General features: G+C 62.6%; 26 protein-coding genes and 1 tRNA gene. 18 read left to right on the top strand and 9 right to left on the bottom strand.

All coding sequences use genetic code 11. The features are described 5' to 3' along the window. Window positions 1-11 precede the first annotated feature (11 nt). Complete coding sequence (locus tag F2982_RS04850; protein WP_130278879.1) at window positions 12-425, bottom strand: hypothetical protein; 414 nt, start codon at window positions 423-425, stop codon at window positions 12-14. Between the two features lie 271 nt (window positions 426-696). Between F2982_RS04850 and F2982_RS04845 the strand changes: the two genes are divergently transcribed. The 6 genes from F2982_RS04845 to F2982_RS04820 all read left to right on the top strand — a co-directional run bounded on the left by F2982_RS04845 (window position 697) and on the right by F2982_RS04820 (window position 3,748). Further along, a tRNA-Pro gene (locus tag F2982_RS04845) sits at window positions 697-773 on the top strand. 57 nt (window positions 774-830) lie between these two features. After that, window positions 831-1,073: a hypothetical protein gene (locus F2982_RS04840; protein ID WP_203429421.1), complete on the top strand. Its 243-nt coding sequence runs from the start codon at window positions 831-833 to the stop codon at window positions 1,071-1,073. 235 nt (window positions 1,074-1,308) lie between these two features. Then, entirely contained in the window at window positions 1,309-2,343 is a 1,035-nt protein-coding gene (locus tag F2982_RS04835) for a LacI family DNA-binding transcriptional regulator (RefSeq protein ID WP_203429420.1), read from the top strand. Window positions 2,344-2,421: 78 nt separating this feature from the next. Continuing rightward, window positions 2,422-2,736, top strand: a complete 315-nt coding sequence (locus tag F2982_RS04830; RefSeq protein ID WP_130278842.1) for a metalloregulator ArsR/SmtB family transcription factor — start codon at window positions 2,422-2,424, stop codon at window positions 2,734-2,736. Continuing rightward, window positions 2,733-3,092: an SRPBCC domain-containing protein gene (locus F2982_RS04825; RefSeq protein ID WP_203429419.1), complete on the top strand. Its 360-nt coding sequence runs from the start codon at window positions 2,733-2,735 to the stop codon at window positions 3,090-3,092. Before F2982_RS04830 ends, F2982_RS04825 begins: the two co-directional genes overlap by 4 nt. Window positions 3,093-3,136: 44 nt before the next feature. Beyond that, entirely contained in the window at window positions 3,137-3,748 is a 612-nt protein-coding gene (locus F2982_RS04820) for an ATP-dependent Clp protease proteolytic subunit (RefSeq protein ID WP_203429418.1), read from the top strand. Between the two features lie 96 nt (window positions 3,749-3,844). On the opposite strand, the gene cysN is transcribed toward F2982_RS04820, so the two are convergent. The 3 genes from cysN to F2982_RS04805 form a co-directional block, all read right to left on the bottom strand. Continuing rightward, window positions 3,845-5,329 carry a sulfate adenylyltransferase subunit CysN gene (cysN, locus tag F2982_RS04815; protein ID WP_112712763.1) on the bottom strand — a complete coding sequence of 495 codons (1,485 nt, stop codon included), beginning with the start codon at window positions 5,327-5,329 and terminating at the stop codon, window positions 3,845-3,847. 1 nt (window position 5,330) lies between these two features. Next, window positions 5,331-6,284: a sulfate adenylyltransferase subunit CysD gene (gene cysD, locus F2982_RS04810; protein ID WP_203429417.1), complete on the bottom strand. Its 954-nt coding sequence runs from the start codon at window positions 6,282-6,284 to the stop codon at window positions 5,331-5,333. A 126-nt stretch (window positions 6,285-6,410) separates the two neighbouring features. Further along, on the bottom strand, window positions 6,411-7,154 hold the full coding sequence (locus tag F2982_RS04805; protein ID WP_112714314.1) for a phosphoadenylyl-sulfate reductase: 744 nt from the start codon (window positions 7,152-7,154) through the stop codon (window positions 6,411-6,413). Here F2982_RS04805 and F2982_RS04800 point away from each other — a divergent pair. Together F2982_RS04800 and F2982_RS04795 are read left to right on the top strand one after the other, a co-directional pair. Beyond that, window positions 7,153-7,368: a hypothetical protein gene (locus F2982_RS04800; protein ID WP_130278838.1), complete on the top strand. Its 216-nt coding sequence runs from the start codon at window positions 7,153-7,155 to the stop codon at window positions 7,366-7,368. The two genes, F2982_RS04805 and F2982_RS04800, sit on opposite strands and share 2 nt — an antisense overlap. A gap of 208 nt (window positions 7,369-7,576) precedes the next feature. Continuing rightward, window positions 7,577-8,023 carry an Rrf2 family transcriptional regulator gene (locus tag F2982_RS04795; RefSeq protein ID WP_112712759.1) on the top strand — a complete coding sequence of 149 codons (447 nt, stop codon included), beginning with the start codon at window positions 7,577-7,579 and terminating at the stop codon, window positions 8,021-8,023. Here the strand turns inward: F2982_RS04795 and F2982_RS04790 are convergent. Continuing rightward, the gene (locus F2982_RS04790) at window positions 8,020-9,369 is read right to left on the bottom strand and encodes a chloride channel protein (RefSeq protein WP_203429416.1); all 1,350 of its coding nucleotides are present in this window, start codon (window positions 9,367-9,369) and stop codon (window positions 8,020-8,022) included. The genes F2982_RS04795 and F2982_RS04790 overlap by 4 nt on opposite strands. 149 nt (window positions 9,370-9,518) lie before the next feature. Between F2982_RS04790 and F2982_RS04785 the strand changes: the two genes are divergently transcribed. The 6 genes from F2982_RS04785 to F2982_RS04760 all read left to right on the top strand — a co-directional run bounded on the left by F2982_RS04785 (window position 9,519) and on the right by F2982_RS04760 (window position 11,686). Continuing rightward, window positions 9,519-9,902, top strand: coding sequence for a DUF6152 family protein (locus tag F2982_RS04785; protein WP_203429415.1), 384 nt, complete (start codon window positions 9,519-9,521; stop codon window positions 9,900-9,902). A gap of 3 nt (window positions 9,903-9,905) precedes the next feature. Further along, the gene (locus F2982_RS04780) at window positions 9,906-10,382 is read left to right on the top strand and encodes a DUF6644 family protein (RefSeq protein WP_203429414.1); all 477 of its coding nucleotides are present in this window, start codon (window positions 9,906-9,908) and stop codon (window positions 10,380-10,382) included. Between the two features lie 84 nt (window positions 10,383-10,466). Further along, on the top strand, window positions 10,467-10,682 hold the full coding sequence (locus F2982_RS04775) for a CopG family transcriptional regulator (RefSeq protein ID WP_112712749.1): 216 nt from the start codon (window positions 10,467-10,469) through the stop codon (window positions 10,680-10,682). Further along, entirely contained in the window at window positions 10,676-11,041 is a 366-nt protein-coding gene (locus F2982_RS04770) for a type II toxin-antitoxin system VapC family toxin (RefSeq protein ID WP_203429413.1), read from the top strand. The genes F2982_RS04775 and F2982_RS04770 overlap by 7 nt, the downstream gene beginning before the upstream one ends. Window positions 11,042-11,108: 67 nt before the next feature. Continuing rightward, entirely contained in the window at window positions 11,109-11,390 is a 282-nt protein-coding gene (locus F2982_RS04765; RefSeq protein WP_130278833.1) for a YlcI/YnfO family protein, read from the top strand. Further along, window positions 11,387-11,686 carry a type II toxin-antitoxin system RelE/ParE family toxin gene (locus F2982_RS04760; protein WP_112712743.1) on the top strand — a complete coding sequence of 100 codons (300 nt, stop codon included), beginning with the start codon at window positions 11,387-11,389 and terminating at the stop codon, window positions 11,684-11,686. Before F2982_RS04765 ends, F2982_RS04760 begins: the two co-directional genes overlap by 4 nt. 5 nt (window positions 11,687-11,691) lie before the next feature. Here the strand turns inward: F2982_RS04760 and betA are convergent, their stop codons facing one another. The 3 genes from betA to betI all read right to left on the bottom strand — a co-directional run bounded on the left by betA (window position 11,692) and on the right by betI (window position 15,659). Continuing rightward, window positions 11,692-13,344: a choline dehydrogenase gene (gene betA / locus F2982_RS04755; protein ID WP_203429412.1), complete on the bottom strand. Its 1,653-nt coding sequence runs from the start codon at window positions 13,342-13,344 to the stop codon at window positions 11,692-11,694. A 183-nt stretch (window positions 13,345-13,527) separates the two neighbouring features. Then, on the bottom strand, window positions 13,528-14,991 hold the full coding sequence (betB, locus tag F2982_RS04750; RefSeq protein WP_203429411.1) for a betaine-aldehyde dehydrogenase: 1,464 nt from the start codon (window positions 14,989-14,991) through the stop codon (window positions 13,528-13,530). Then, window positions 14,988-15,659: a transcriptional regulator BetI gene (gene betI / locus F2982_RS04745; protein WP_203429410.1), complete on the bottom strand. Its 672-nt coding sequence runs from the start codon at window positions 15,657-15,659 to the stop codon at window positions 14,988-14,990. Before betI ends, betB begins: the two co-directional genes overlap by 4 nt. Window positions 15,660-15,801: 142 nt before the next feature. Here betI and F2982_RS04740 point away from each other — a divergent pair, with 142 nt between their 5' ends. The 4 genes from F2982_RS04740 to F2982_RS04725 all read left to right on the top strand — a co-directional run bounded on the left by F2982_RS04740 (window position 15,802) and on the right by F2982_RS04725 (window position 19,806). Then, window positions 15,802-16,353: an HdeD family acid-resistance protein gene (locus F2982_RS04740; protein WP_203429409.1), complete on the top strand. Its 552-nt coding sequence runs from the start codon at window positions 15,802-15,804 to the stop codon at window positions 16,351-16,353. Between the two features lie 174 nt (window positions 16,354-16,527). After that, window positions 16,528-16,770: a type II toxin-antitoxin system ParD family antitoxin gene (locus tag F2982_RS04735; protein ID WP_203429408.1), complete on the top strand. Its 243-nt coding sequence runs from the start codon at window positions 16,528-16,530 to the stop codon at window positions 16,768-16,770. A 154-nt stretch (window positions 16,771-16,924) separates the two neighbouring features. Next, window positions 16,925-18,730 carry an EAL domain-containing protein gene (locus tag F2982_RS04730; protein ID WP_203429407.1) on the top strand — a complete coding sequence of 602 codons (1,806 nt, stop codon included), beginning with the start codon at window positions 16,925-16,927 and terminating at the stop codon, window positions 18,728-18,730. Between the two features lie 77 nt (window positions 18,731-18,807). Then, window positions 18,808-19,806: an NAD(P)H-quinone oxidoreductase gene (locus F2982_RS04725; RefSeq protein WP_203429406.1), complete on the top strand. Its 999-nt coding sequence runs from the start codon at window positions 18,808-18,810 to the stop codon at window positions 19,804-19,806. A 71-nt stretch (window positions 19,807-19,877) separates the two neighbouring features. Here the strand turns inward: F2982_RS04725 and F2982_RS04720 are convergent, their stop codons facing one another. Further along, a complete protein-coding gene (locus F2982_RS04720) occupies window positions 19,878-21,299 on the bottom strand; it encodes an MFS transporter (RefSeq protein ID WP_203429405.1) in 1,422 nt (473 codons plus the stop codon). Window positions 21,300-21,385: the final 86 nt, after the last annotated feature.

Genomic DNA, 21,385 nt, shown 5'->3' with positions numbered 1-21,385 from the left:
GTTGATCCCGATCAGCCTGCCGGCTGGGCCGGGGCCAGGAATTCGGCGCAGTAGGACTTGCCGCTTTCGCCGGGCATGTCGTTGACCGTGCGGATGCTGCGGATCGTGTAGTCGGAATTGGTGGTGATTTCGGCCTGGCAGCGCAGGTACATGGTGCGCGCCGGTGCCGTCTGCTTGCCGCGCTTGCCGTTGTCGCCTTCGGCATATTTCGCCGGAACGCGCACGGTCTTGTAGCCGCCCTTCCAGGTGTAGACGACGGAGGAGCCGTTTTCGGCGTCGCTCAGCGGCGGGCCGTAGGCCGCAAAGAACTTTCCGGCCGACTGGCCGTTCCAGCGTGCGGAAACGGGATCGCCGGCAGAAGGAATGGTCGTGCAGCCGGCAAGCGCAATAGCGAGCCCGGCCGCGGCAAAGGTGCGGAGTTTCATATGTATCGTCCCTGAATTGTCGCGCATTCGACGGCGGGAATCGCTATGTCCGAGCGGTTTCCGCTTGTCCCGGAAAGGGCTTTAGCGCGGAACCCGGCAAAAGAAAATTGCCCTTCATTCGCATTCGCGAAATTTGCGGCCGGTGTGGCTTTTTGTTGCAGTTCAGGGCGTCCCAAGCGGCCATTCGCGGGCCTCGAAAAAATGCGTCAGTTTTTTGAAATTTGGCGCTTGCGCAATAAGATGGGCCGTTCTATAGAGGCGCCGCTGGTCACGGAGTGTAGCGCAGTCTGGTAGCGCACCACGTTCGGGACGTGGGGGTCGCAAGTTCGAATCTTGCCACTCCGACCAGCCGAAAACCCTGCTTCGGCGGGGTTTTTTCTTTTATGGCTTTGCGAGTACATCCTCATGGACATGGACGGCGAGAAGACGGTCGAGACGATCAGCGAGCGGGCTTGTATCGACAGTAACGGTCTGCCGGTCAGGCTCTATGAGCGCCGCCACGTGATCCTCAGCCAGACCGCCGCCGGGCCGCGCCGTTATGTCGGCGCCCGCTTCTGGTGCACTGCCGAAGGCGATGCCGTCAGGCTGATCGACAGCTCGATGTTCGAAATGGTCGAAAGCGGCGAGATCCTCGTCGCCATGGAATAGGCTGCGCTGCGGCTCGTACCATTCCAAAATCGTCTATTTTCCCGGAATCTGGACAGTTCTATCGGGGCTGTGATCCAGCAGGCGGCCTCCAGCGTATCTAAAAGCGCTGCAAACGCAGCCCTTTGCTTAGCCTTTCGTCGCAAAAGCAAAAGGGTTAGTGGACTCTAATTTAATTTCTCTTCACAAAGGCATCTGCGAGTCGAAGGGGGAGGGGTTCGCAGCGTGTAATGCCGGAATGGGGAATCAAGTGCCGGGTAGGGAAAGCAAGCGCTCAGCGCATGTCAGATTGAGCGATGTCGCTAAGAAGGTGGGCGTCAGTCCCATCACCATCTCCCGGGCACTGCGCAATCCGGAGATCGTTTCCGAAGATCTGCGTCAGCTCATCCTGCGCACCGTCGATGAGATGGGTTATGTCCCCAACCTCGCGGCCCGCGCCCTTGCCAGCCGCCATAGCGGCGTCGTCGGCGTCATTACGCCAGCCCTCCATCAGCACTCCTTTACCGATATCATGAGCGGCATCGAGGATCGCCTGCGGGCGACGGACCTGCGCGTCCAATATGCCAATACGCTCTATGATCCCGACCAGGAAATGAACCAGCTGAAATCCTTCCTGGCGCAGAAGCCGGCCGGCATCATCGTTGCCGGCGCGGAATATTACGATGCGCTGGCGCCATTGCTAAGCGCCGCTGCCTGCCCCGTTGCCCATATCGTCGATTCCAGCCAGAAGGCCGAGGGCCTGGTCGCCGCCGTCGATCACTATGCGGCGGGTGCTGCCGCCACCCGCATGCTGCTGTCGAAGAACTACCGCCGCATCGCTTTCGTCGGCTGCCGCCGCGATACCCGCCCGCGCCGCCGCTTCGATGGATATGCCGATGTCATGCGCGAAGCCGGCTGTTTCGACGAGGCACTGGTCGCAAGCCAGGTGGGTGCAATCGGCATCGGCGCCGGACGCGAGCTCTTCAGCAAGCTGGTGGAGGTTGCGCCGGATGTGGACGCGGTCTTCTGCCAGAGCGACGACCTCGCCGTCGGCGCGCTTCTCGAATGCTGGACGCGCGGCCTGCGCGTCCCCGAGGATATCGGCATCTGCGGCTTCAACGATCTCGACTACGCGATCCATTGCGAACCGGCGCTGACGACGGTCAGCATCCCGCGCTACGATATCGGCCACCGCGTCGCCGATATGCTGCTGAAGGCTGTCCGCGAGGAAGAGCCGTACGAAGCCCATGTCGATTTCGGCTTCAAGATCGTCGAGCGCGGCTCCACACGCTAGACGCAATTTCCATAACGCCGCCAGAAACCTGCCGCGAAATCGCTTGCGAATCGCATAAGTGCGTGCTTATGTGTTCACATGATAGAGAACGATTTCTTCCGGGCTTTGGCAGACCCGACCCGACGCGCGATCTTTGAAAAGCTGGCGGCAGGCAGCATGAACGCCAGCGCCTTGCGCGAGGGCATGGAGATCAGCCAGCCGGCGATGTCGCAGCACCTCGCGGTTCTGCGCAGCGCAAGGCTCGTCAGGGAGGAGCGGCAGGGGCGGTTCGTGATCTACGAGGTCGATCCCGATGGGCTGGCTCTCATCGCCCAGTGGCTGGCGAAATACCGCGCCTACTGGCCGGACCGTATCGCAGCACTCAAAGTCTTGCTGAAGGACATGGATCAATGAGCGAAGCGCAGGTGAGCGAGCAGGAGAGCGGCATCGAGCTGGAGTTCGACCTCGGCGATCCGCCACAAAAGGTCTGGCGCGCCGTCACCATTCCCGAACTTAGGGAAAGGTGGTTGCCGAAGGAATCCTTGGCCGATCCCGATGCGATATCGGTCACCCCCGGTGAGCAGGTTCGCTACAGGCTGCGCGACGACACGCCGCCTTTTTTTGAAAGTATCGTGACCTTCACGCTCACCCCGAATGCCGATGGCGGCACGTGCCTGCGGATCGTCCACGAGCTCACGGACGCGAGGCTCGATGAAATGACCAGAGCGCCGGCAAACAGCAACAGCCCGCTGCTCATGCTCGCCGCCTGACGGCGAGCCTTCCCCCTCAAAATCTGAAAGCCTGGAGGTCGCCGATGCGCGAAGCGATGCAACTCGTCCCTATGGTCGTCGAACAGTCCAGCCGAGGGGAGCGGTCCTTTGATATCTATTCCCGGCTGCTGCGCGAGCGGATCATCTTCCTCAATGGCGAGGTCAACGATACCGTCTCGGCGCTCGTCTGCGCGCAACTGCTGTTTCTGGAAGCGGAAAATCCCAGAAAGCCGATCCATCTCTATATCAATTCGCCGGGTGGCGTCGTGACCAGCGGCCTCGCCATGTACGACACCATGCATTACATCCGCGCCCCCGTGCATACGCTGTGCATGGGCACCGCCCGCTCGATGGGCTCGTTCCTGCTGATGTCCGGCCAGCCGGGCGAACGCACGGCGCTTCCCAATGCCAGCATCCACATTCACCAGCCGCTGGGCGGATTCCAGGGGCAGGCGTCGGACATGCTGATCCATGCGGAGGAAATGCAGAAGACCAAGCACCGCATGACACGGCTCTACGCCGAGCATTGCGGACGTTCCTACGAAGACTTCGAGCGCGCGATGGATCGCGACCGCTTCATGACGGCGGAGGAAGCGCTGGAATGGGGTCTTATCGACCGCATCCTGAAGGTTCGGGAAGACACGGGCGAACTATAGGCCGCGCTTCAGAAATCTCATCTCTGAGAGACGCTCTCGATGACCGGCCAAAATAATGGCCGGTCATCGCAGGTCTTATCCGTTCCGGAATGCCGCTCAGATATCGCTGGCGGCGTTCTTCCAGAGATCGGCGGCTTCTGCGGCGGTCATCCGCTGCACATGCGCTTCGTCTCGGCGGCTGGCGAAGAGTTCGCTTGCCATGATCTGCTCGGCGAGATCGGCCGGCAGCGAGAGAATGACGCGGGCGTCGCCGCCGTGCAGGCCGCTGACGTCGCTGCGCTTGCCGCTCACCATGCCGCCGGCAACCGTGTTGTTGGTTTCCGGATCGATCAGGATGAAGGAGCCCGATGCGCGGTTCTGCTCATAGGGGTCGAAGATCGCCGTTTCGTCGAATACCAGGCGAACCTTGCCGATGGCGTTCATGTAGAGCCGGTCGGCCGGAGCCCAGGCGCCGGACTTCAGTTCCAGCTGCGCGATCGGCTGCACCTGGACACGCTGGCGGCGGCTGCCGCTCTTCAGCCAGTAGCGCTTGCCGGCTTCGATGCCCTCAGGCTGCAGCGCCACGATCTGGGCGTCGAAGTTGATGCCGGTCTGCGGCTGTGCGTCGATCGAGACGATCATGTCGCCGCGGGCAACATCGACCTGGCGGTCGAGAACGAGCGTGATCGCATCGCCGGTAACGGCGGCGTTGCGCACCAGGTCGAAGGTGACGATCTTGGAGACGTTGGCGACCATGCCCGACGGCAGGATCATGACGCTGTCACCCGGCTTGACCGAGCCACCGGCAACCGTGCCCTGATAGCCGCGGAAGCTCTCGCCCGGGCGCGACACGCGCTGGACCGAAAGGCGGAAGCCGGTCGACTGTCCCGAGCGCACGCTTGCAAGCTCCAGCGTCTCGACCAGCGTCGGGCCGTTATACCAGGGCATTGCTGCCTGGCCGGAATAGACGACGTTTTCGCCCTTCAGCGCCGACATCGGGATCGCGGTGATCTGCTTGACGCCGAGCGACAGCGCGAATTCCTTGAATTCGTGGGTGATCTTGTCGAAGCCGGCGCGATCGTAATTCGTCAGGTCGATCTTGTTGACGGCCAGCACGAACTGCTTGATGCCCATCAGCGAAGCGATCGTCGCGTGGCGGCGCGTCTGCTCGAGAATGCCGGCGCGGGCATCGACCAGCAGAATGGCGAGATCGGCGGTCGAGGCGCCGGTCGCCATGTTGCGGGTGTACTGCTCGTGGCCGGGCGTATCGGCAACGATGAAGGAGCGCTTGTCGGTCGAGAAATAGCGATAGGCGACATCGATGGTGATGCCCTGTTCGCGCTCGGCCTGCAGGCCGTCGAGCAGCAGTGCGAAGTCGGGCAGGCCGAGATCGTTCTGCTTGCCGGTGGAATCGCGCTGCAGGGTCGCGGCCTGGTCTTCCTTGACTGCCTTGGTATCCCAGAGCAGGCGGCCGATCAGCGTCGACTTGCCGTCATCGACGGAACCGCAGGTGATGAGGCGCAACGGCCGCGTGTCGCGCAGGGCCGCAACGGGCTCTGCTGCGGGCTGGGCAACGGCGTTGGCGAGGTTTGCTGCGGTCATCTCAGAAATATCCTTCACGCTTCTTCTTTTCCATGGAGCCGGACTGGTCCCGGTCGATGGCGCGGCCCTGGCGCTCGGAAACCGTGGCGATTTCCAACTCCGCGATGATCTCTTCAAGACTGGTGGCGTTCGAGCGGATGGCGCCCGTCAGCGGGAAGCAGCCGAGCGTGCGGAAGCGGATGTAATCCTCCTGCTTCGTTTCGCCGGGCAACAGCTCCAGACGCGGATCGGTCGCATCGATCATCATGCCGTCGCGCTCGACGAAGGGGCGTTTCGCGGCGAAATAGAGCGGCACGATCGGAATGTCCTCGGCCTGGATGTAGCGCCAGATATCCACCTCGGTCCAGTTCGACAGCGGGAAGGCGCGAACGCTTTCGCCCTGGCGGATCTGGCCGTTATAGACGTTCCAGAGCTCGGGGCGCTGGTTGCGCGGGTCCCAGCGATGGTCGGGCGTGCGGAACGAGTAGATGCGCTCCTTGGCGCGGCTTGCCTCTTCGTCGCGGCGCGCGCCGCCGAAGGCCGCGTCGAACTTGCCGGCGTCGAGCGCATTACGGAGCGCCTCGGTCTTCATGATGTCGGTATAGCGGGCCGAGCCGTAGGTGAACGGCGTGATGTTTTCGGCCGCACCGCGCGGATTGATATGCTCGATCAGGTCGAGATCATATTCCTTCACGATTTTGTCGCGGAAGGTGATCATCTCGGCGAACTTCCAGCCGGTATTGACGTGCAGCAGCGGGAAGGGGACGCGGCCCGGATAGAAGGCCTTGCGCGCCAGATGCAGCAGGACGGAGGAGTCCTTGCCGATCGAGTAAAGCATGACCGGGCGTTCGAATTCGGCGGCGACCTCACGGAAAATGTGAATCGCTTCGTTCTCAAGTGCCTTCAGGTGCGGATCGAGCGGCGGCTTGCTGCTCTGGGGATTGCTGAGTTCCGTATCCTTGCGGGTATCGGGCATTTCCTACTCCAGACTTCTCAATTCGTGTGCAGAGATGTCTCTGCGTGATTTGCTTCGTGGCCTCACCGGCGTTGCGCCGCGCGGCCCGAAAGGGCCGGATGAGGGGGCTCCAGGCGTTGCCCTCGCTTACTGAGCAGCCGGGATCGCCGACGCCTCTTCAGCAACATGCAACCCGCATTCGCGCTTTTCGTCCTGCTCCCACCACCAGCGGCCGGCGCGCTCGGGCTCGCCGGGCTTGATGGCGCGGGTGCAGGGCTCGCAGCCGATCGAGGGATAGCCGCGCGCATGCAGCGGGTTCACCGGCACGCTGTTGTCGGCGACATAGGCCTTGATCACGTCGATATCCCAGTCGGCCAGCGGGTTGACCTTCAGGAGATGACGCTCGGCGTCATATTCGGCAAAGGGCGTGTCGGCGCGGTTGTTGGACTGACCGCGGCGCAGACCAGTGATCCAGATGGTTGCCCCATTGAGTGCGCGCGCAAGCGGCTTCAGCTTGCGCACGCCACAACAGGCATGCCTGGCTTCGACGCTTTCGTAGAAACCGTTCAGGCCATACTTCGCCGCATAGGCGTCGATATCGGCCTGTTCGGGCTCGTAGCGAGAAATCTTGATGTCGTACTGGCTCTCGGTCTCGTCGATCAGCGCCAGCGTCTCGGGAAAGAGCCGTCCGGTCTGCAGCGTCACGACGTCGATGGGCAGACGGTGATTGCCGATCTCGGCGGTGATCACCTGGTCTTCGATGCCGAGCGACGTCGTGAAGACGGCGCGGCCGCCGAGACCGGCGACAAAGGCCAGCCTTCCGGCAAGGTCGAGAGACGCGAGCTTGGCATTCAGCGCCTCGGCCTCTTCGATTGTATGGATAACAGTCATGGCAATCCTGTCCTCGATGTTGGCCGGAGTATCGCAGCTGGAGGAGGGATCGGACAGAAAAAGGGATTTCGAAAGCAGCATAAGCAGGAGCAAATATCTCTCCGAAGCTGCCGCAATGCAGAAAAGCAGCCGCCCCGGCGATGAAAACCGGCGGGCAGCGCTAATGTCTAGTGATTTAGTAGAGTTACACGCCGCCTGTCAATTCGAAATCTGAAGTGATGCGCCGAAAGATGCGGAAGACGCAATTTTGACGTAGAATTAAGCCCATTGGCCAAGCTTGAAAAACAGGGCCAAAATGCTTGTATCTCAAGGCTTTTGCCGGCACGTTCAAATTCCGTTCATGCTGGCTGTGCCATAGGGGATAAAGCAAAGCTTGAAGTGCGGCGGGGCTCACGGGCCGCAGGTGTGTGTGACGGTCTGAAATGATTACGCAGAAAGCAAAATATGCGCTCCGGGCGCTCACGGTGCTGGCCGAGGCCGACGCCGACGAACCGGTGATGATCTCCGACATTGCCGCCCAGCAGAAGATTCCGAAGAAATTCCTCGAGCAGATCCTTCTCGACTTGAAACATCAGGGCATCGTCGTCAGCCGCCGCGGCAAGGCAGGCGGCTATCTGCTGCTGAAGCCAGCCGACATGATCACCTTCGGCGAAATCCTGCGCATCATCGACGGCCCCATCGCGCCGCTTCCCTGCCTGTCGATCACCGCCTACCGCAAATGCGATGATTGCGACGGCGAACAGAACTGCGAAATCCGCCACGTCTTCGCCAAAGTCGCCGACGCCACCCGCAAGGTGCTGTTCTCGACGACGATCGCCGACGCCGTCGCCCCCGCAAAGGGCGCCGTCGTGACGCGGATGCTCGCCTAGCCTGCCACCTCTTCCTTCTCGATCGCCCGCCGCGCCCGGATGGCCGCGGCGATGAAGACGCGCGACAGGCCGTGATAGAGCGGCTCGCGCGACAGGATGCGCGACGTCACATAGCCGATCATCGAGACGGCCATGATCGGGATGACGGCCTGGTGGTCTCCGGTCATTTCGAGAATGATGACGAAGGCGGTCATCGGCGCCTGCACGACGCCGGAGAAATATCCGGCCATGCCGAGGATGGCGGCGAGTGCGACACTGGTGCCGAGCAGCGAGCCGACCGTGCTGCCGAAACCGGCGCCGACGGCAAGCGATGGCGCGAAGATGCCGCCCGGAATGCCTGAAATCATCGACAGGAAGCTGGCGGCCAGTTTTTCGACGAAGAACAGCAGCGGCAGCGCATGGCCCTCGACCGCGCCGCGCGCCTGCTCGTAGCCGGTGCCGAATGTCGTGCCGCCGGAGAGGATGCCGATCACGGCAATCGCCAGCCCGCAGATGCCGGCCAGCACAAGCATGCGCTTCAGTGGCTGCGGCTGCGCCCAGCGGCGGATCTTCTGACCGAAATGCAGGGCAAAGCCGCTGAAGGCAGCACCCAGCGCCCCGCCGCCGATGCCGCAGACCAGCACGAGGCCCCAGTCGCGCAATTGCGTTGGCGCCACGGAGGCTTCGCCGAAATAGTTGTAGCTGCCGGAAAGCCCCAGCGCCGCAAGGCCGGAGAGGATGACCGCGGTGAGGACCAGCCCGTTGGCCCGCGACTCATAGGTGCGGCTCATTTCCTCGATGGCGAAAACGATACCGGCGAGCGGCGTGTTGAACGCCGCCGCGATACCGGCTGCAGACCCCGCCAGGATCAACCCGCGCGCCTGTGCCATGCCGCCGAACCGGGCGACCGCCAGCATGATCGACGCGCCGACCTGCACCGTCGGTCCTTCGCGGCCGATCGAGGCGCCCGAGAACAGCCCGAGCACCGTCAGCACGATCTTGCCGAAGGCGATCCGGAGCGACAAGAGCCGCGTCCGGTCTTCCTCGTCGCGCAGATGCCGGGCGGCGATCGCCTGCGGAATGCCGCTGCCCTGCGAATTCGGAAACAGCGTCGCCGCCAGATAGGCCGACAGCATGAAGACGAAGGGCGTCAGGACCAGCGGCAGCAGGAAGGCCCACTCGCCCGAGGATGTCAGTCCGGTAAAGGCCTTCTGCGCCAGATCGGCGAGCTTGGCAAAGCCGACGCTGATCACCCCGATCGCCAGCGCCCCGCACCAGAAGACCAGCCGCGGCCGCCAGAGCGAAAAGGATCCCCAGATGACGCGGGAACGGCGGAGCAGCTTGGAATTGCGATGGGAGGAGGGCATGGCGAACTCTGGCACGTGATGGGGGCATCCCCTTCTAGTCCCAATCGTCGGCAAAGATCACCCCTTGTTTCAACATTTGGTGAAATACCTTCCCAAGCATGCCCACCGCGCCACTTGCCCCTTGCCGGAACAGGGTAGGGAGGCATGACATGCGCATATCCATGATCAGGAAATCGATCGCCGCCGCAGCACTCGCCGCAGTCTTCGCAACAGGCGCCGCAGCCCATCACGGCTGGTCTTGGGCGGAGGCCGAGCAGATGGAGCTGACGGGCACGATCCAGCAGATTTCGATGGGCGGCCCGCATCCGTCGCTCGACGTTGCCGCGGCCGATGGCGTCTGGCGGGTCGAGCTCGGCAATCCGCGCCAGACGGAACGCTCGGGCTTCATCGAGGGCTCGGCGAAGAATGGTGACGCCATCGTCGCCCTCGGCAACCGCTCGCAGGACGCCAGCGAGAAGCGCCTGAAGGCGGTGCGCATCACAGTCTCAGGCAAGCGCTACGACATCTATCCCGAACGCATCCAGACGAACTGACGGATGACCGCAGACCTCTTCGAATGGATCGCCGCAGCACCGCCGGCCGCCGCCCTCCGGCGCTCGGCGCTGCTCTATATCGTCGTCAACGCCGCCCACATCCTGTCGATCGGCCTGCTGATCGGCGCCATCCTGCCGCTCGATCTCAGGCTCATGGGCTGGTTCCAGTCCGTCCCGCTTGCCGTCATCGGCCCCTTCCTCTCCACCGCCGCCGCCACCGGCCTCGCCCTCGCCATCCTCACCGGCGCACTCCTCTTCAGCGTCCGCCCGGCCGAATATGCGGAGAACCCCGCCTTCCTCGCCAAGCTTTCGATCATCGCCCTCGGCATCCTCAACGCCATCCTCATCCATACAGGGAAGGGTTGGCGCCACACGCTCGCCGACGAGATCGCACCACGCCGCATCCGATACGCCGCCGGTATCTCCCTCTGCGCCTGGATTGCGAGTCTCTTGGCGGGACGATGGATTGGTTTCCTCTAGTTGATTCTGAACTTGAAGTTCGGCATGGAATTTTCCGTATCGGCGGAGTATGATATACATATCTGATATCATCAGGGTCCGAGTATGCGCGCATTGATCGATATCGGCGAGGCCGAGCTTAAGGCACTGGATGAGATCGCCCGGGAAGAGAAAGTCTCGCGTGCATCGCTGATCCGCGAGGCCGTCGATGATTTCCTGAAACGCCGCGACCGGCTGAAGGATGAGGAAGCCTTCGGCCTTTGGGGCGATCAGGCCGTAGATGGCCTGGCCTATCAGGAAAAGCTCCGCAGCGAATGGTGAAGGCGCTCTTCGACACCAATATCCTGATCGACTATCTGAACGCCGTGCCTGAGGCGCGCGATGAACTGCTGCGCTACGAGCAGCGCTCGATCAGCATCATCACCTGGATGGAAGTGCTGATCGGCGCCAGACCGGAGCACGCCGCCGCCACCCGCGGCTTCCTCAACGGCTTCGATGTCATCGCGCTCGACGGCAGTATCGCCGAAAGCGCCGTACGTCTCAGGCAGGAACATCGCATCAAGCTGCCCGACGCGATCATCTGGGCTTCCGCCGAGGTTCACGCAATGCTGCTCGTCACCCGCAACACCAAGGATTTTCCGGCGGGGGATCCCGGCATACGGATACCCTATCGGCGCTAGCGCCGGACTTGCCAGGAAATCACTTTAAGAGCATCATGCATCGCAATTGCAACGCATGGAGCGCCCCATGAAAACCGCAACCCTGCCGTCCCTCCGTGTCGATCCCGAATTGCGCGCTGCCGCCGAAAGTGTGCTGAAGGAAGGGGAGACCCTGTCGGCGCTGATGGAAGACTCGCTGCGGCGTCAGGTTCACTATCGCAAGACGCAGGCGGAATTTATCGCGCGGGGGCTGGCGTCGCTGGCGGAAGCCGAGCGGACGGGTGTCTATCACAGTGCTGAAGACGTGATGGCCATGTTGAAGGCCAAGCTTGATGCCGCCAAGGCAAAGCGTGCGGCCGGGCAGGAATGAGCTATCAGCTTCGCTTCACCGACGAGGCGCTGGAAGACCTCGACCGACTCTACGATTATCTTATCGCCTACGACCTCGACCTCGCCGACCGCGCCTATGATGCCATCATGAAGGCGTTGGTCGTGCTTGAGGAATTCCCATTCTCGTGCCGCAAGGCGAGCGCCGAGAATACGCTGATGCGCGAATTGCTGGTACCCTTTGGCTCTTCGGGATATGTGGTTCTCTTTCACATCGACGGAAGCCAGGCCGTCACCATTGCCGCCATCCGCCACCAACGCGAAGACGACTACCACTAGCCCCTTTACCGGTCGCTCACCGCCCAGCGCGGGTTGACCCATGGTTCCTGGTTCGACCGCGGCAGCGGCTGCTTGCCGAGGATATGATCCGCAGCCTTCTCCCCGGTCATGATCGACGGGCCGTTGAGGTTGCCGTAGGTCACATGCGGGAAGATCGAGCTATCGGCGACGCGCAGGTTGTCGACGCCGATGACCCGGGTTTCCGGGTCGACGACGGCCATCGGGTCGTTGCTAGCGCCCATCTTGCAGGTGCCGCAGGGGTGGTAGGCGCTTTCCAGGTGCTCTCGCAGGAAGGCGTCGATCTCGTCGTCGCTCTGCACTTTTTCGCCCGGCTGGATCTCCGGTCCGCGATACTGGTCGAAAGCCTGCTGGCCGAAGATCTCGCGGGTGAGGCGCACGCAGTGGCGGAACTTCTCCCAATCCTCCGGATGGCTCATATAGTTGAAGCGGATGACCGGATCGGCCTTCGGGTCGGACGAGCGTAGCGTGACATTGCCGCGCGACTTCGAGAGATTGTAGCCGACATGCACCTGGAAGCCATGGCTCTTGGCCGCCGCCTTGCCGTCATAGCTGATGGCGACCGGCAGGAAGTGATACTGGATATCGGGCTGCTTGATCCCAGGCGCCGAGCGCAGGAAGGCGCAGGCCTCGAACTGGTTCGAGGTGCCGAGGCCCGACTTGGTGAACATCCACTGCGCACCGGCGACCCCCTGCCAGAACCACGGCAGCCAGGAATAGAGCGATACCGGCTTGGTCGAGACCTGCTGGAAATAGAATTCCATATGGTCCTGCAGGTTGGCGCCGACGCCCGGCCGGTCGGCCTTCACCTCGATGCCCATCTCCTGCAGATGCGCGCCCGGGCCGATGCCCGAGAGCATCAAGAGCTTCGGCGAATTGAAGGAGGAGGCCGAGACGATCACCTCGCGGTTCGCCTTGATCACCTCGACGCTGCTGCCGCGCTCGATCTCGACGCCGACGGCCCGGCCGTTCTCGATGACCACCTTGCGGGCGAGACCATAGACGATCGAGACGTTCGGCCGCTTCAGCGCCGGCTTTAGATAGGCCGATGCCGCAGACCAGCGGCGGCCGCCGAAGATCGTCTGCTCCATCAGCCCGAAGCCTTCCTGCTTCGAGCCGTTGTAATCCTCCGTCGTCTCGAAACCCGCCTGCTTGCCGGCCTCGACGAAGGCCTGGAACAGCGGGTTGCGGAAGACGCCGCGCTGCACATGCAGCGGCCCGTCGGTGCCGCGCCAGCCCTCTTCGCCGCCATGGCTGTGTTCCATGCGCTTGAAATAGGGCAGCACGTCGGAATAGGCCCAGCCCTGCGCGCCGAGCTCTTCCCAGCGGTTATAATCCTCGGCGTGGCCGCGAACATAGACCATGCCGTTGATCGACGACGAACCGCCGATCACCTTGCCGCGCGGCGCGGTGATCTGCCGGTTGTTGAGATTGGGCTCGGGCTCGGAGAGATAGCCCCAGTTATAGCGCTTCATGCTCATCGGCCAGGCAAGCGCTGCCGGCATCTGGATGAACGGCCCGAAATCCGAACCGCCGGCCTCGATGACGATGACGGTATTCTTGCCGTCTTCGGAGAGACGATAGGCAAGGGCGGAGCCTGCCGAGCCGGAGCCGATGATGACGAAATCTGCTTGCTGCATGGTGGATCTCGATGGGTTTCAGCGTGTGGTTTCAAGACCCCGCCCCAAACCCCTCCCCACAAGGGGGAGGGGCTTAATTCGCTGCGCTGTTTCAGCCCGCTTCAGGGCAGACCGGTTGCTGCAAGCTAGCCCCTCCCCCTTGTGGGGAGGGGTTGGGGAGGGGTCTCTTTTAATTTCAGCGTCTCAATAAGGCGCCTGCACCGGCCCCATGCCGACATAGACGGTCTTCAGTTCGGAATAGTGCTCCAGCGCCGCTGCCGAGTTTTCGCGGCCGAAGCCGGATTGCTTGGAGCCGCCGAAGGGGATTTCGACCGGGCAGAGATTGTAGGTGTTGATCCACAATGTGCCGGCTTCCAGCAGATCGACGACGCGGTGGGCGCGGGTCATGTCGGCGGTGAAGACGCCGCCCGAGAGGCCGAATTCGGTGGCATTGGCGCGGCCGATCACCTCGGCCTCGTCGTCGAAATCGAGCACGCACATGACCGGCCCGAAGATCTCCTCGCGGGCGATGGTCATCTCGTCGGTAACGTCGGCAAACACGGTCGGCTGCACGTAATAGCCTTCGCCCGCCACATTGTTCGGAATGCCGCCGCCGGTCAGCAGCGTTGCGCCCTCGGCCTTGCCCTTCTCGATATACTCGAGAACCTTCTGGCGCTGCGCCCAGGAAACCATCGGGCCGATCTGCGTTGCCTCGTCCATCGGATCGCCGATCACCATCGCCTCGGTGCGGCTCTTCAGCCGCTTCAGGAATTCGCCCTTGATCTTCTTCTGCACGAAGACGCGCGTGCCGTTGGAGCAGACCTGTCCGGTCGAATAGAAATTGCCGAGCATCGCGCCGCCGATGGCGCTGTCGATATCGGCGTCGTCGAAGATGATCAGCGGCGACTTGCCGCCGAGCTCCATCGTCACATGCTTCAGGTGGCTGGCAGCCGCAGCCGCAACGCGGCGGCCCGTCGGCACCGATCCCGTCAGCGAAACCTTGGCGACATCTGGATGGTTGACGAGCAGCGGCCCGGTCTCGCGATCGCCCTGGATGACGTTGTAGAGCCCCTTCGGCAGGCCGGCCTCATGCAGGATTTCGGCGATGGCAAGCGCGCCGAGCGGCGTATTCTCGGAAGGCTTGAAAACCATGGCATTGCCCGCGATCAGTGCCGGGGCGCCCTTCCAGCAGGCGATCTGCTGCGGATAGTTCCAGGCGCCGATGCCGACACAGACGCCGAGCGGCACGCGCTTGGTATAGGCAAAGTCGCCGCCGAGCGGGATGTAGGAGCCGTTCAGCGCCGTCGCCGCGATGCCGCCGAAGAATTCGAAGCTGTCGGCGCCCGAGGTCGGGTCGGCGACGATGGTTTCCTGGATCGGCTTGCCGGTATCCAGCGTCTCGAGCTCGGAGAGTTCGCGGTTGCGCTCACGCATGATCTCGGCCGCCCGCTTCAGGATGCGGCCGCGCGCCGTCGGGCTCATCGCCGCCCATTCCGGCTGGGCGCGCTTGGCTGCGGCGATCGCCTTCTCGACGATATCGGGTGTTGCCGCATGCAGCCGGGCGATCACTTCGCCGGTTGCGGGATAGATGCTCTCGATCACGCTGCCCGCGTCATCCTCGACATACTCGCCGTCGATGAAATGCGATGCTTTCGGCTGGGCTTTCATGGTCGTTTGTCCTTGGGCTCGTGGTGTTCGTCCCTTCTCCCCTCGGGGAGAAAGTGGCCCGTAGGGCCGGATGAGGGGGCGGCACGGGTGGCGGTCGCCAGAAGCGCGTTCACATAATCCTCCGTCAGCCCGATCGAAGCCTCGATGCTGATGGGCGCCGATTTCAGACTTTGGCGGATATAGAGGCCGTCGATCATCGCCGCAGCGCCTTCGGCAATGCGTTCTGCGGCATCGGCGGGGCAGAGCGCCTTCAGGTTGGCGAGCAGGTTGGAGCGCAGGCGGCGCGCGTAGATGACGAGGAAGCGGCGGGTCTCTTCCGAGCTCTGCGCCTCGGCATAGAAGGCGAGCCAGGCGGCGATCGTCTCGGGCGCAAACTGGTCGGCCTGGAAGCTGACGCGGATGACGGCCGAAAGCTTTTCGCGCGGCGTAGGCGCCGCCTTCAGCGCTGTCACCGCGTCGTCGCGCAACTGGCGTAGAAGCGAGCGCACCGTCTCGATCAGCAGCTGTTCCTTGCTGCCGAAATAGTGGTGCGCGAGCGCGGGGGAGACACCGGCCTTGCGGGCAATTTCGGACATGGTGACAGTCAGCGAGCCGTGATCGCCGATCACCCGCAGCGCAGCATCTACAAGCGCCTTGCGGCGCACCGGCTCCATTCCGACCTTCGGCATGACGTTCAACTTTCTCGAAGTTGAGGTCACCTTATTTTTGATTGACTGACCAATCAATAAAAATCTTGCGAAGTCTTGATGAAGGTCAAGTCTTTCCGGATGGGGATCGTGCAACATATCTCCCGCTCACAGGAGGTGTGTCATGGCAAGCGTCTTGGGAATGCCGTCTTCGTCCCTGCATTCGAAATGGATCTGGTTCGCCGGTCTCGGTGTGCTGCTGATGATCTGCGGCGTCATCGCTTTCGCAAACATCTTCGTCGCCACCGTCGCTTCGGTCTATTATGTCGGCATGCTGATGCTGGCGGGCGGCATCGTCTATCTCGCCCATGCCTTTCAGGTGAGGGGTTGGGACCACATCCTCTTCTGGGTACTGAGCGGCCTGCTCTATGTGTTGGCCGGGCTCTTCGCCTTCATCAACCCGATCCTCGCTTCGGCAGCACTGACGCTGTTCCTTGCGGTGGCGCTCGTCATTGCCGGGGTCTTCCGCGCCTTCATCGGCCGACGCATGAAGCCGGTGAAGGGCTGGGGCTGGATTGTTGCGAGCGGCGTGGTCACCGCGCTCGCGGGCTTCGTCATCGCCCTTGGATGGCCGGTCAACAGCCTCTGGATCCTCGGCCTCTTCCTCGCCGCAGATCTCCTGCTGCAGGGTTCGACCATGCTCGCCTTCGGCCTGGCGCTGCGGCGAAGTTTATGACCGTAATCCACAGGCCCGATCACGGATTATTTCTTTTTTTGACAAGCATATGACGCAGGTCTAAAATTAACGCATACCAAGGCACCGGCGATGGACCGCCGGACAAAACGCCAAGAATGGTCATGCGTCCCCCGTTGGGCAGGTTCTGCCCGGCAAAACGAAGGGAGGAATTTCATGCCGATGGTCACAGTTTCCATATCACCGGTACAGGCAGCAGGCATCCGTGATGCCGTCGATAGCGGCGGCTATGCATCGAGCAGCGAAGTGGTTCGCGAGGCGCTCCGCCTCTGGGATGCCGCCCGCAAGCTCGGCGAATACAAGGACGAGGTTCTCGCTGGAGAAAGCCATGCTGGCAGTGGCCGTTGCGTGGCCGACATGTTCGCCGATCATGAAGCGGTCCGCCGCCGCACGGCTTAGTCAAGCGATTGATAAAATAAGAAGAATCTGAATTGTGGGGCGGGCGTCACAGGCGTCCGCAGCTTTCACAAAACTTTCACATTGGGGAAAGGGTTCGTTGACCCTTCTCCTCCATCTTCGCTGCGAAATAGAAGACTTCACAGTGGAGAATGGCATGTCTCTGACTGCCGCCGTCGCGCCCGGCGTCGTTCGTCGCTATGCCAGCGATCAGATCGTGACGCTTGCAAAGCTTGTCGTAGAAAACGCCTTCCAGCCGATCGTAGAGGCCGGAACCGGAACGGTATTCGGCTATGAATCCCTCATGCGCGGGCAGGAGCGGATCGGCTTCGATTCCCCGGTCGAAATCCTCGACGAGGCCTATCGCTCCAACCAGCTTCTGCCGCTCGAGCAGATGGTTGCCAGCCGCGCGCTGGCGAAGTTCGCGACGCTCGGCAACTACGCGACATCGACGCTCTTCCTCAATCTCGACGTCCGCCTGATCCCGCATGGCGACCGGCTGATCGAAAACTTGCTGCAGCAGCTGAAGGCCGCCAACCTGCCGCCGTCGTCCGTCTGCTTCGAATTCTCCGAGCGCTTCGACAATACCAGTGTGCCGGAATTCGAGGCGCTGGTCTCCAAGCTGCGCCGCACCGGCTTCAAGCTGGCGATCGATGATTTCGGCGTCGGTCATGGCGAGATGAAGCTGCTCTGCGACTATGCCGTCGATTACCTGAAGATCGACCGCCACTTCGTCGCCGATATCGACACCAAGCCGCGCAAGCGCCATCTCCTGAAGAACATCGTCAACATCGCCCATGTTCTCGGCACCCGTGTCATCGCCGAGGGCATCGAGACCGAGGCCGAGTTCCTGGCCTGCCGCGAATATGGCGTCGATCTCGTCCAGGGCTGGTTCATCGCCCGCCCGACCACGCATATTTCGGAGCTCGTCCCGGCCTTTCCGCATCTGCAGGAACTCGGGCAGAACAAGCGCAACACCCAGTCGCTCGACGAAATCCTGATCCGCAAGCAGATCGAACTGCTGCCGACGGTGTTCGAGAACGACAGCATCGATACGGTGTTCGAGCTCTTCCGCCGCAATCCGCGCCAGGGCTTCTTCCCGGTTCTGAATGCCAATGGCGAACCGCGCGGCATCATCCACGAACATCACCTGAAGCAATACATCTACCACCCCTTCGGCCGCGATCTGCTGAAGAACAAGATCTACGAGCGGCCGATCTCCGAATTCGTCGAGATCGCCCCGATCGTCAGCCTCGACAGCGATGCCGAGCGGTTGATGTCGATCTTCGCCAATATGGAAGGCAGCAACTGCCTGATCCTGACGGATAACATGCGCTATGCCGGCGTCGTCTCCGCCGCAGCGCTCATCAAGGTCATCAACGAAAAGCAGCTGAAGATCGCCCAGGACCAGAACCCGCTGACGGGCCTGCCGGGTAATCACGCTATCCGCGATTTCATGCGCCAGTCCGGCCGCGACGGCGATGGCGTGCGCCACTTCTGCTACTGCGACTTCGACAATTTCAAGCCGTTCAACGATGCCTACGGCTTCCATCTCGGCGACCACGCGATCTCGCTGTTTGCCGCGCTGATGCGCCGCTACTTCTTCGCCGAGCGCCATTTCCTCGGCCATGTCGGCGGCGACGATTTCTTCATCGGCGTCGTTGGCTGGACGCAGGCCGAACTCAGCGAGATTCTCGACCGCCTGATCAGCGATTTCCACGAGGATGTGCTGGCGCTCTATTCCGACCATGACCGCGCCAAGGGCAGCATCCGCGGCCACGACCGCTCCGGCGCCGAAGCACTGTTCCCGCTGATGCGCTGCTCGATCGGCGTTCTCGAGCTGCCGGATGGCCTCGTCATCGACGATATCAACCGCGTCGGCACCGAGATCGCTCACGTCAAGGCGGCGGCCAAGGAAAGCCTCGACGGTCTCGTCTTCCATCTCCTGGGCGAGGCGAATTGACGCCTTTGCTACTTCTCGCCTTTTCAAGCATCCGGCGCTGAATTATCTCCTGTGCTTTCGGAATGAGGAGACCGGATATGCCCCTGCCGTCGACCATGCGTTTCGTCGATCTGCCAAGCTTCGGTGCGCCCGATGCGATGAAGATCGCAAACGGACCGCTGCCGGTTCCGGGCGAGGGGCAGATCCTGGTGAAGACCGAAGCCGTTGGCGTCAACCGCCCCGACGTCGCGCAGCGCCAGGGCGCCTATCCGCCGCCGAAGGACGCCAGCCCCATTCTCGGCCTCGAACTCTCCGGCGAAGTCGTAGCGATCGGCCCCGGCGTCACCGGCTACGCGATAGGTGACAAGGTCTGCGGCCTCGCCAATGGCGGCGCCTATGCCGAATATTGCCTGCTGCCATCAGGTCAGGCGCTGCCCTTCCCGAAGGGCTACGATGCCGTCAAGGCTGCCGCGCTGCCGGAAACCTTCTTCACCGTCTGGGCCAATCTCTTCCAGATGGCCGGATTGACCGAAGGCGAAAGCGTGCTGATCCACGGCGGCTCCAGCGGCATCGGCACCACGGCGATCCAGCTCGCCAAGGCTTTTGGCGCCACGGTTTATGCCACCGCCGGTTCGGCCGACAAATGCGACGCTTGCGTCAAGCTCGGCGCGACGAAAGCGATCAATTACAAGACGGAGGATTTCGCCGAGGTCATCAAGGCGGAAACCGCGGGGCAGGGCGTCGACGTCGTGCTCGACATGATCGGTGCGGCCTATTTCGAGAAGAATATCGCCTCGCTCGCCAAGGACGGCTGCCTGTCGATCATCGCCTTCCTCGGCGGCTCGATGGCCGAAAAGGTCAATCTGACGCCGATCATGGTCAAGCGGCTGACGGTGACGGGCTCGACCATGCGCCCGCGCACCGCAGAAGAAAAACGCGCCATCCGCGACGATCTCCTCTCGCAGGTCTGGCCGCTGCTCGAGGCGGGAAGCGTCTCACCCGTCATCGACAAGGTCTATGCCCTCGAAGACGTCGTCGAGGCCCACCGCCGCATGGAAACCAGTGCCCATATCGGCAAGATCATGCTGAAGCTCTAGGCTTCATCCACTCCCCACCGCCGTCATGCTCGGGCCTGTCCCGAGCATCTGCAACGGTCGACGTTGGGACTTCAACCCCTCTTGTCCCTCAGCGACAGCGCCGCAACCACCGTCACGATCCCCGGCAGGGCCATGGCCGCATAGAGCCAGTGCGCCGCCGAAATATTGCCCTCGACCCCGCCCGGATGCACCAGTCCGGTGCTGTTGGCGATCACCCCGGCGATTGCTGCGCCGAAGGCGCTGCCGAGCGACTGTACGGTGGAGATCGCCGCCGATGCCTTGTCCTGTTCGGAATTCTGCACCAGCTGCAGCACCTTGGTGACGAGATGTGCCCATCCGAGCCCGACGCCGAAGCCCATCATCAGCATGGCGAAGGCCGCCGGTGCGAGGATCAGGATGTCGGCCGCATGGTTTTCCCGCGCCAGAAGCAGCGCGAGTGCCGCCGTCGAGAGAGCCTCGATCACGCATCCGGCGATGATCGCCTTGATGGCCGCGGGTCCGCGCAGATTGCCGCTGAAAAAGGCGGCAAATGTCCAGCCGAGCGCCACCAGCGCCGTCAGGTAGCCGGAGATCAGCGGCGTGACGCCATGCAGGACCTGCAGGAAATAGGGAATGTAGATATCGCTGGTCAGCACCACGAGCAGCGTGAACATGGTGAGATAGACGCGGGCGACCGGCTTGACGAGCGTCACCGCCCCCGTCGGCAGCAGCCGCGTCCTGCCCCGCCGCTCGATCACCAGCATCAACGCGATCGCGATCACCGAGAGCGCCACGAGCAGCGCCTTGCCGCCCGTATGCTCCAGCGTTCCGGCAATGCTGACGAGAAGCACGGCCCCGATCAGAAGGGCGATCTGCACGAAGGGAATCCGGCTCTCCGCCCGGTCGTCCCGGGCCTTCGGCAGCAGCCAGGGCGCAAGCACGGCCATCAGCACGCCGAGCGGCACGAGAATGATGAAGGCATGGCGCCAGTTGCTGCCATCGGCAAACAACCCGCCGGCGCTGGGGCCAAGCAGCGTCGCAATCCCCCAGATCGCCGCATAGAGCGTCGAGGCTTTCGGCCAGAGATGTTCGGGAAAGGCAAAGCGCACGAAGGCATAGGCCAGCGCCGCCAGAATGCCGGCGCCGAAACCCTGCACGGCGCGTCCCGCAAGCACCACTTCCATGGCGGGCGCCGCCGCGCAGATCAGGCTGCCGCCGCCGAAGAGCACGGCGCCGAACACATAGGCGATCCTGAGCCCCATGCCCCGCGGCCGCATCGCAACCGAAATCGAACCGAGAACCGCAGCCGCCACATAAAGCGTCGTCACCCAGGAGAGCAGCGGCAATCCACCGATATCGCGCACGATCGACGGCGCGATCGTCGCCATGATGTAGCTCTCGACGGCGTAGAGCGTCACGCCGCCGCCGAGCATCAGCGTCGCCGGAAGCAGGGCTGGAGTGAAGAGCTGGAAGACGGAGGATTTCGGGGCGGCGCCCTGATCGATGCTGGTCATGCCTGTATGCCTTGATGTTTTCCCTGACGGATATTATTTTCCAATTTATAAGTTGGAAAATTGCATGCTTGTGTTATTAAAACAAG

The organism is Rhizobium sp. BG4, assembly GCF_016864575.1.
Lineage (GTDB): Bacteria > Pseudomonadota > Alphaproteobacteria > Rhizobiales > Rhizobiaceae > Rhizobium.
The sequence above is the reverse complement of the archived record's forward strand: the minus strand, read 5'-3'. Positions and strand labels throughout refer to the sequence as shown.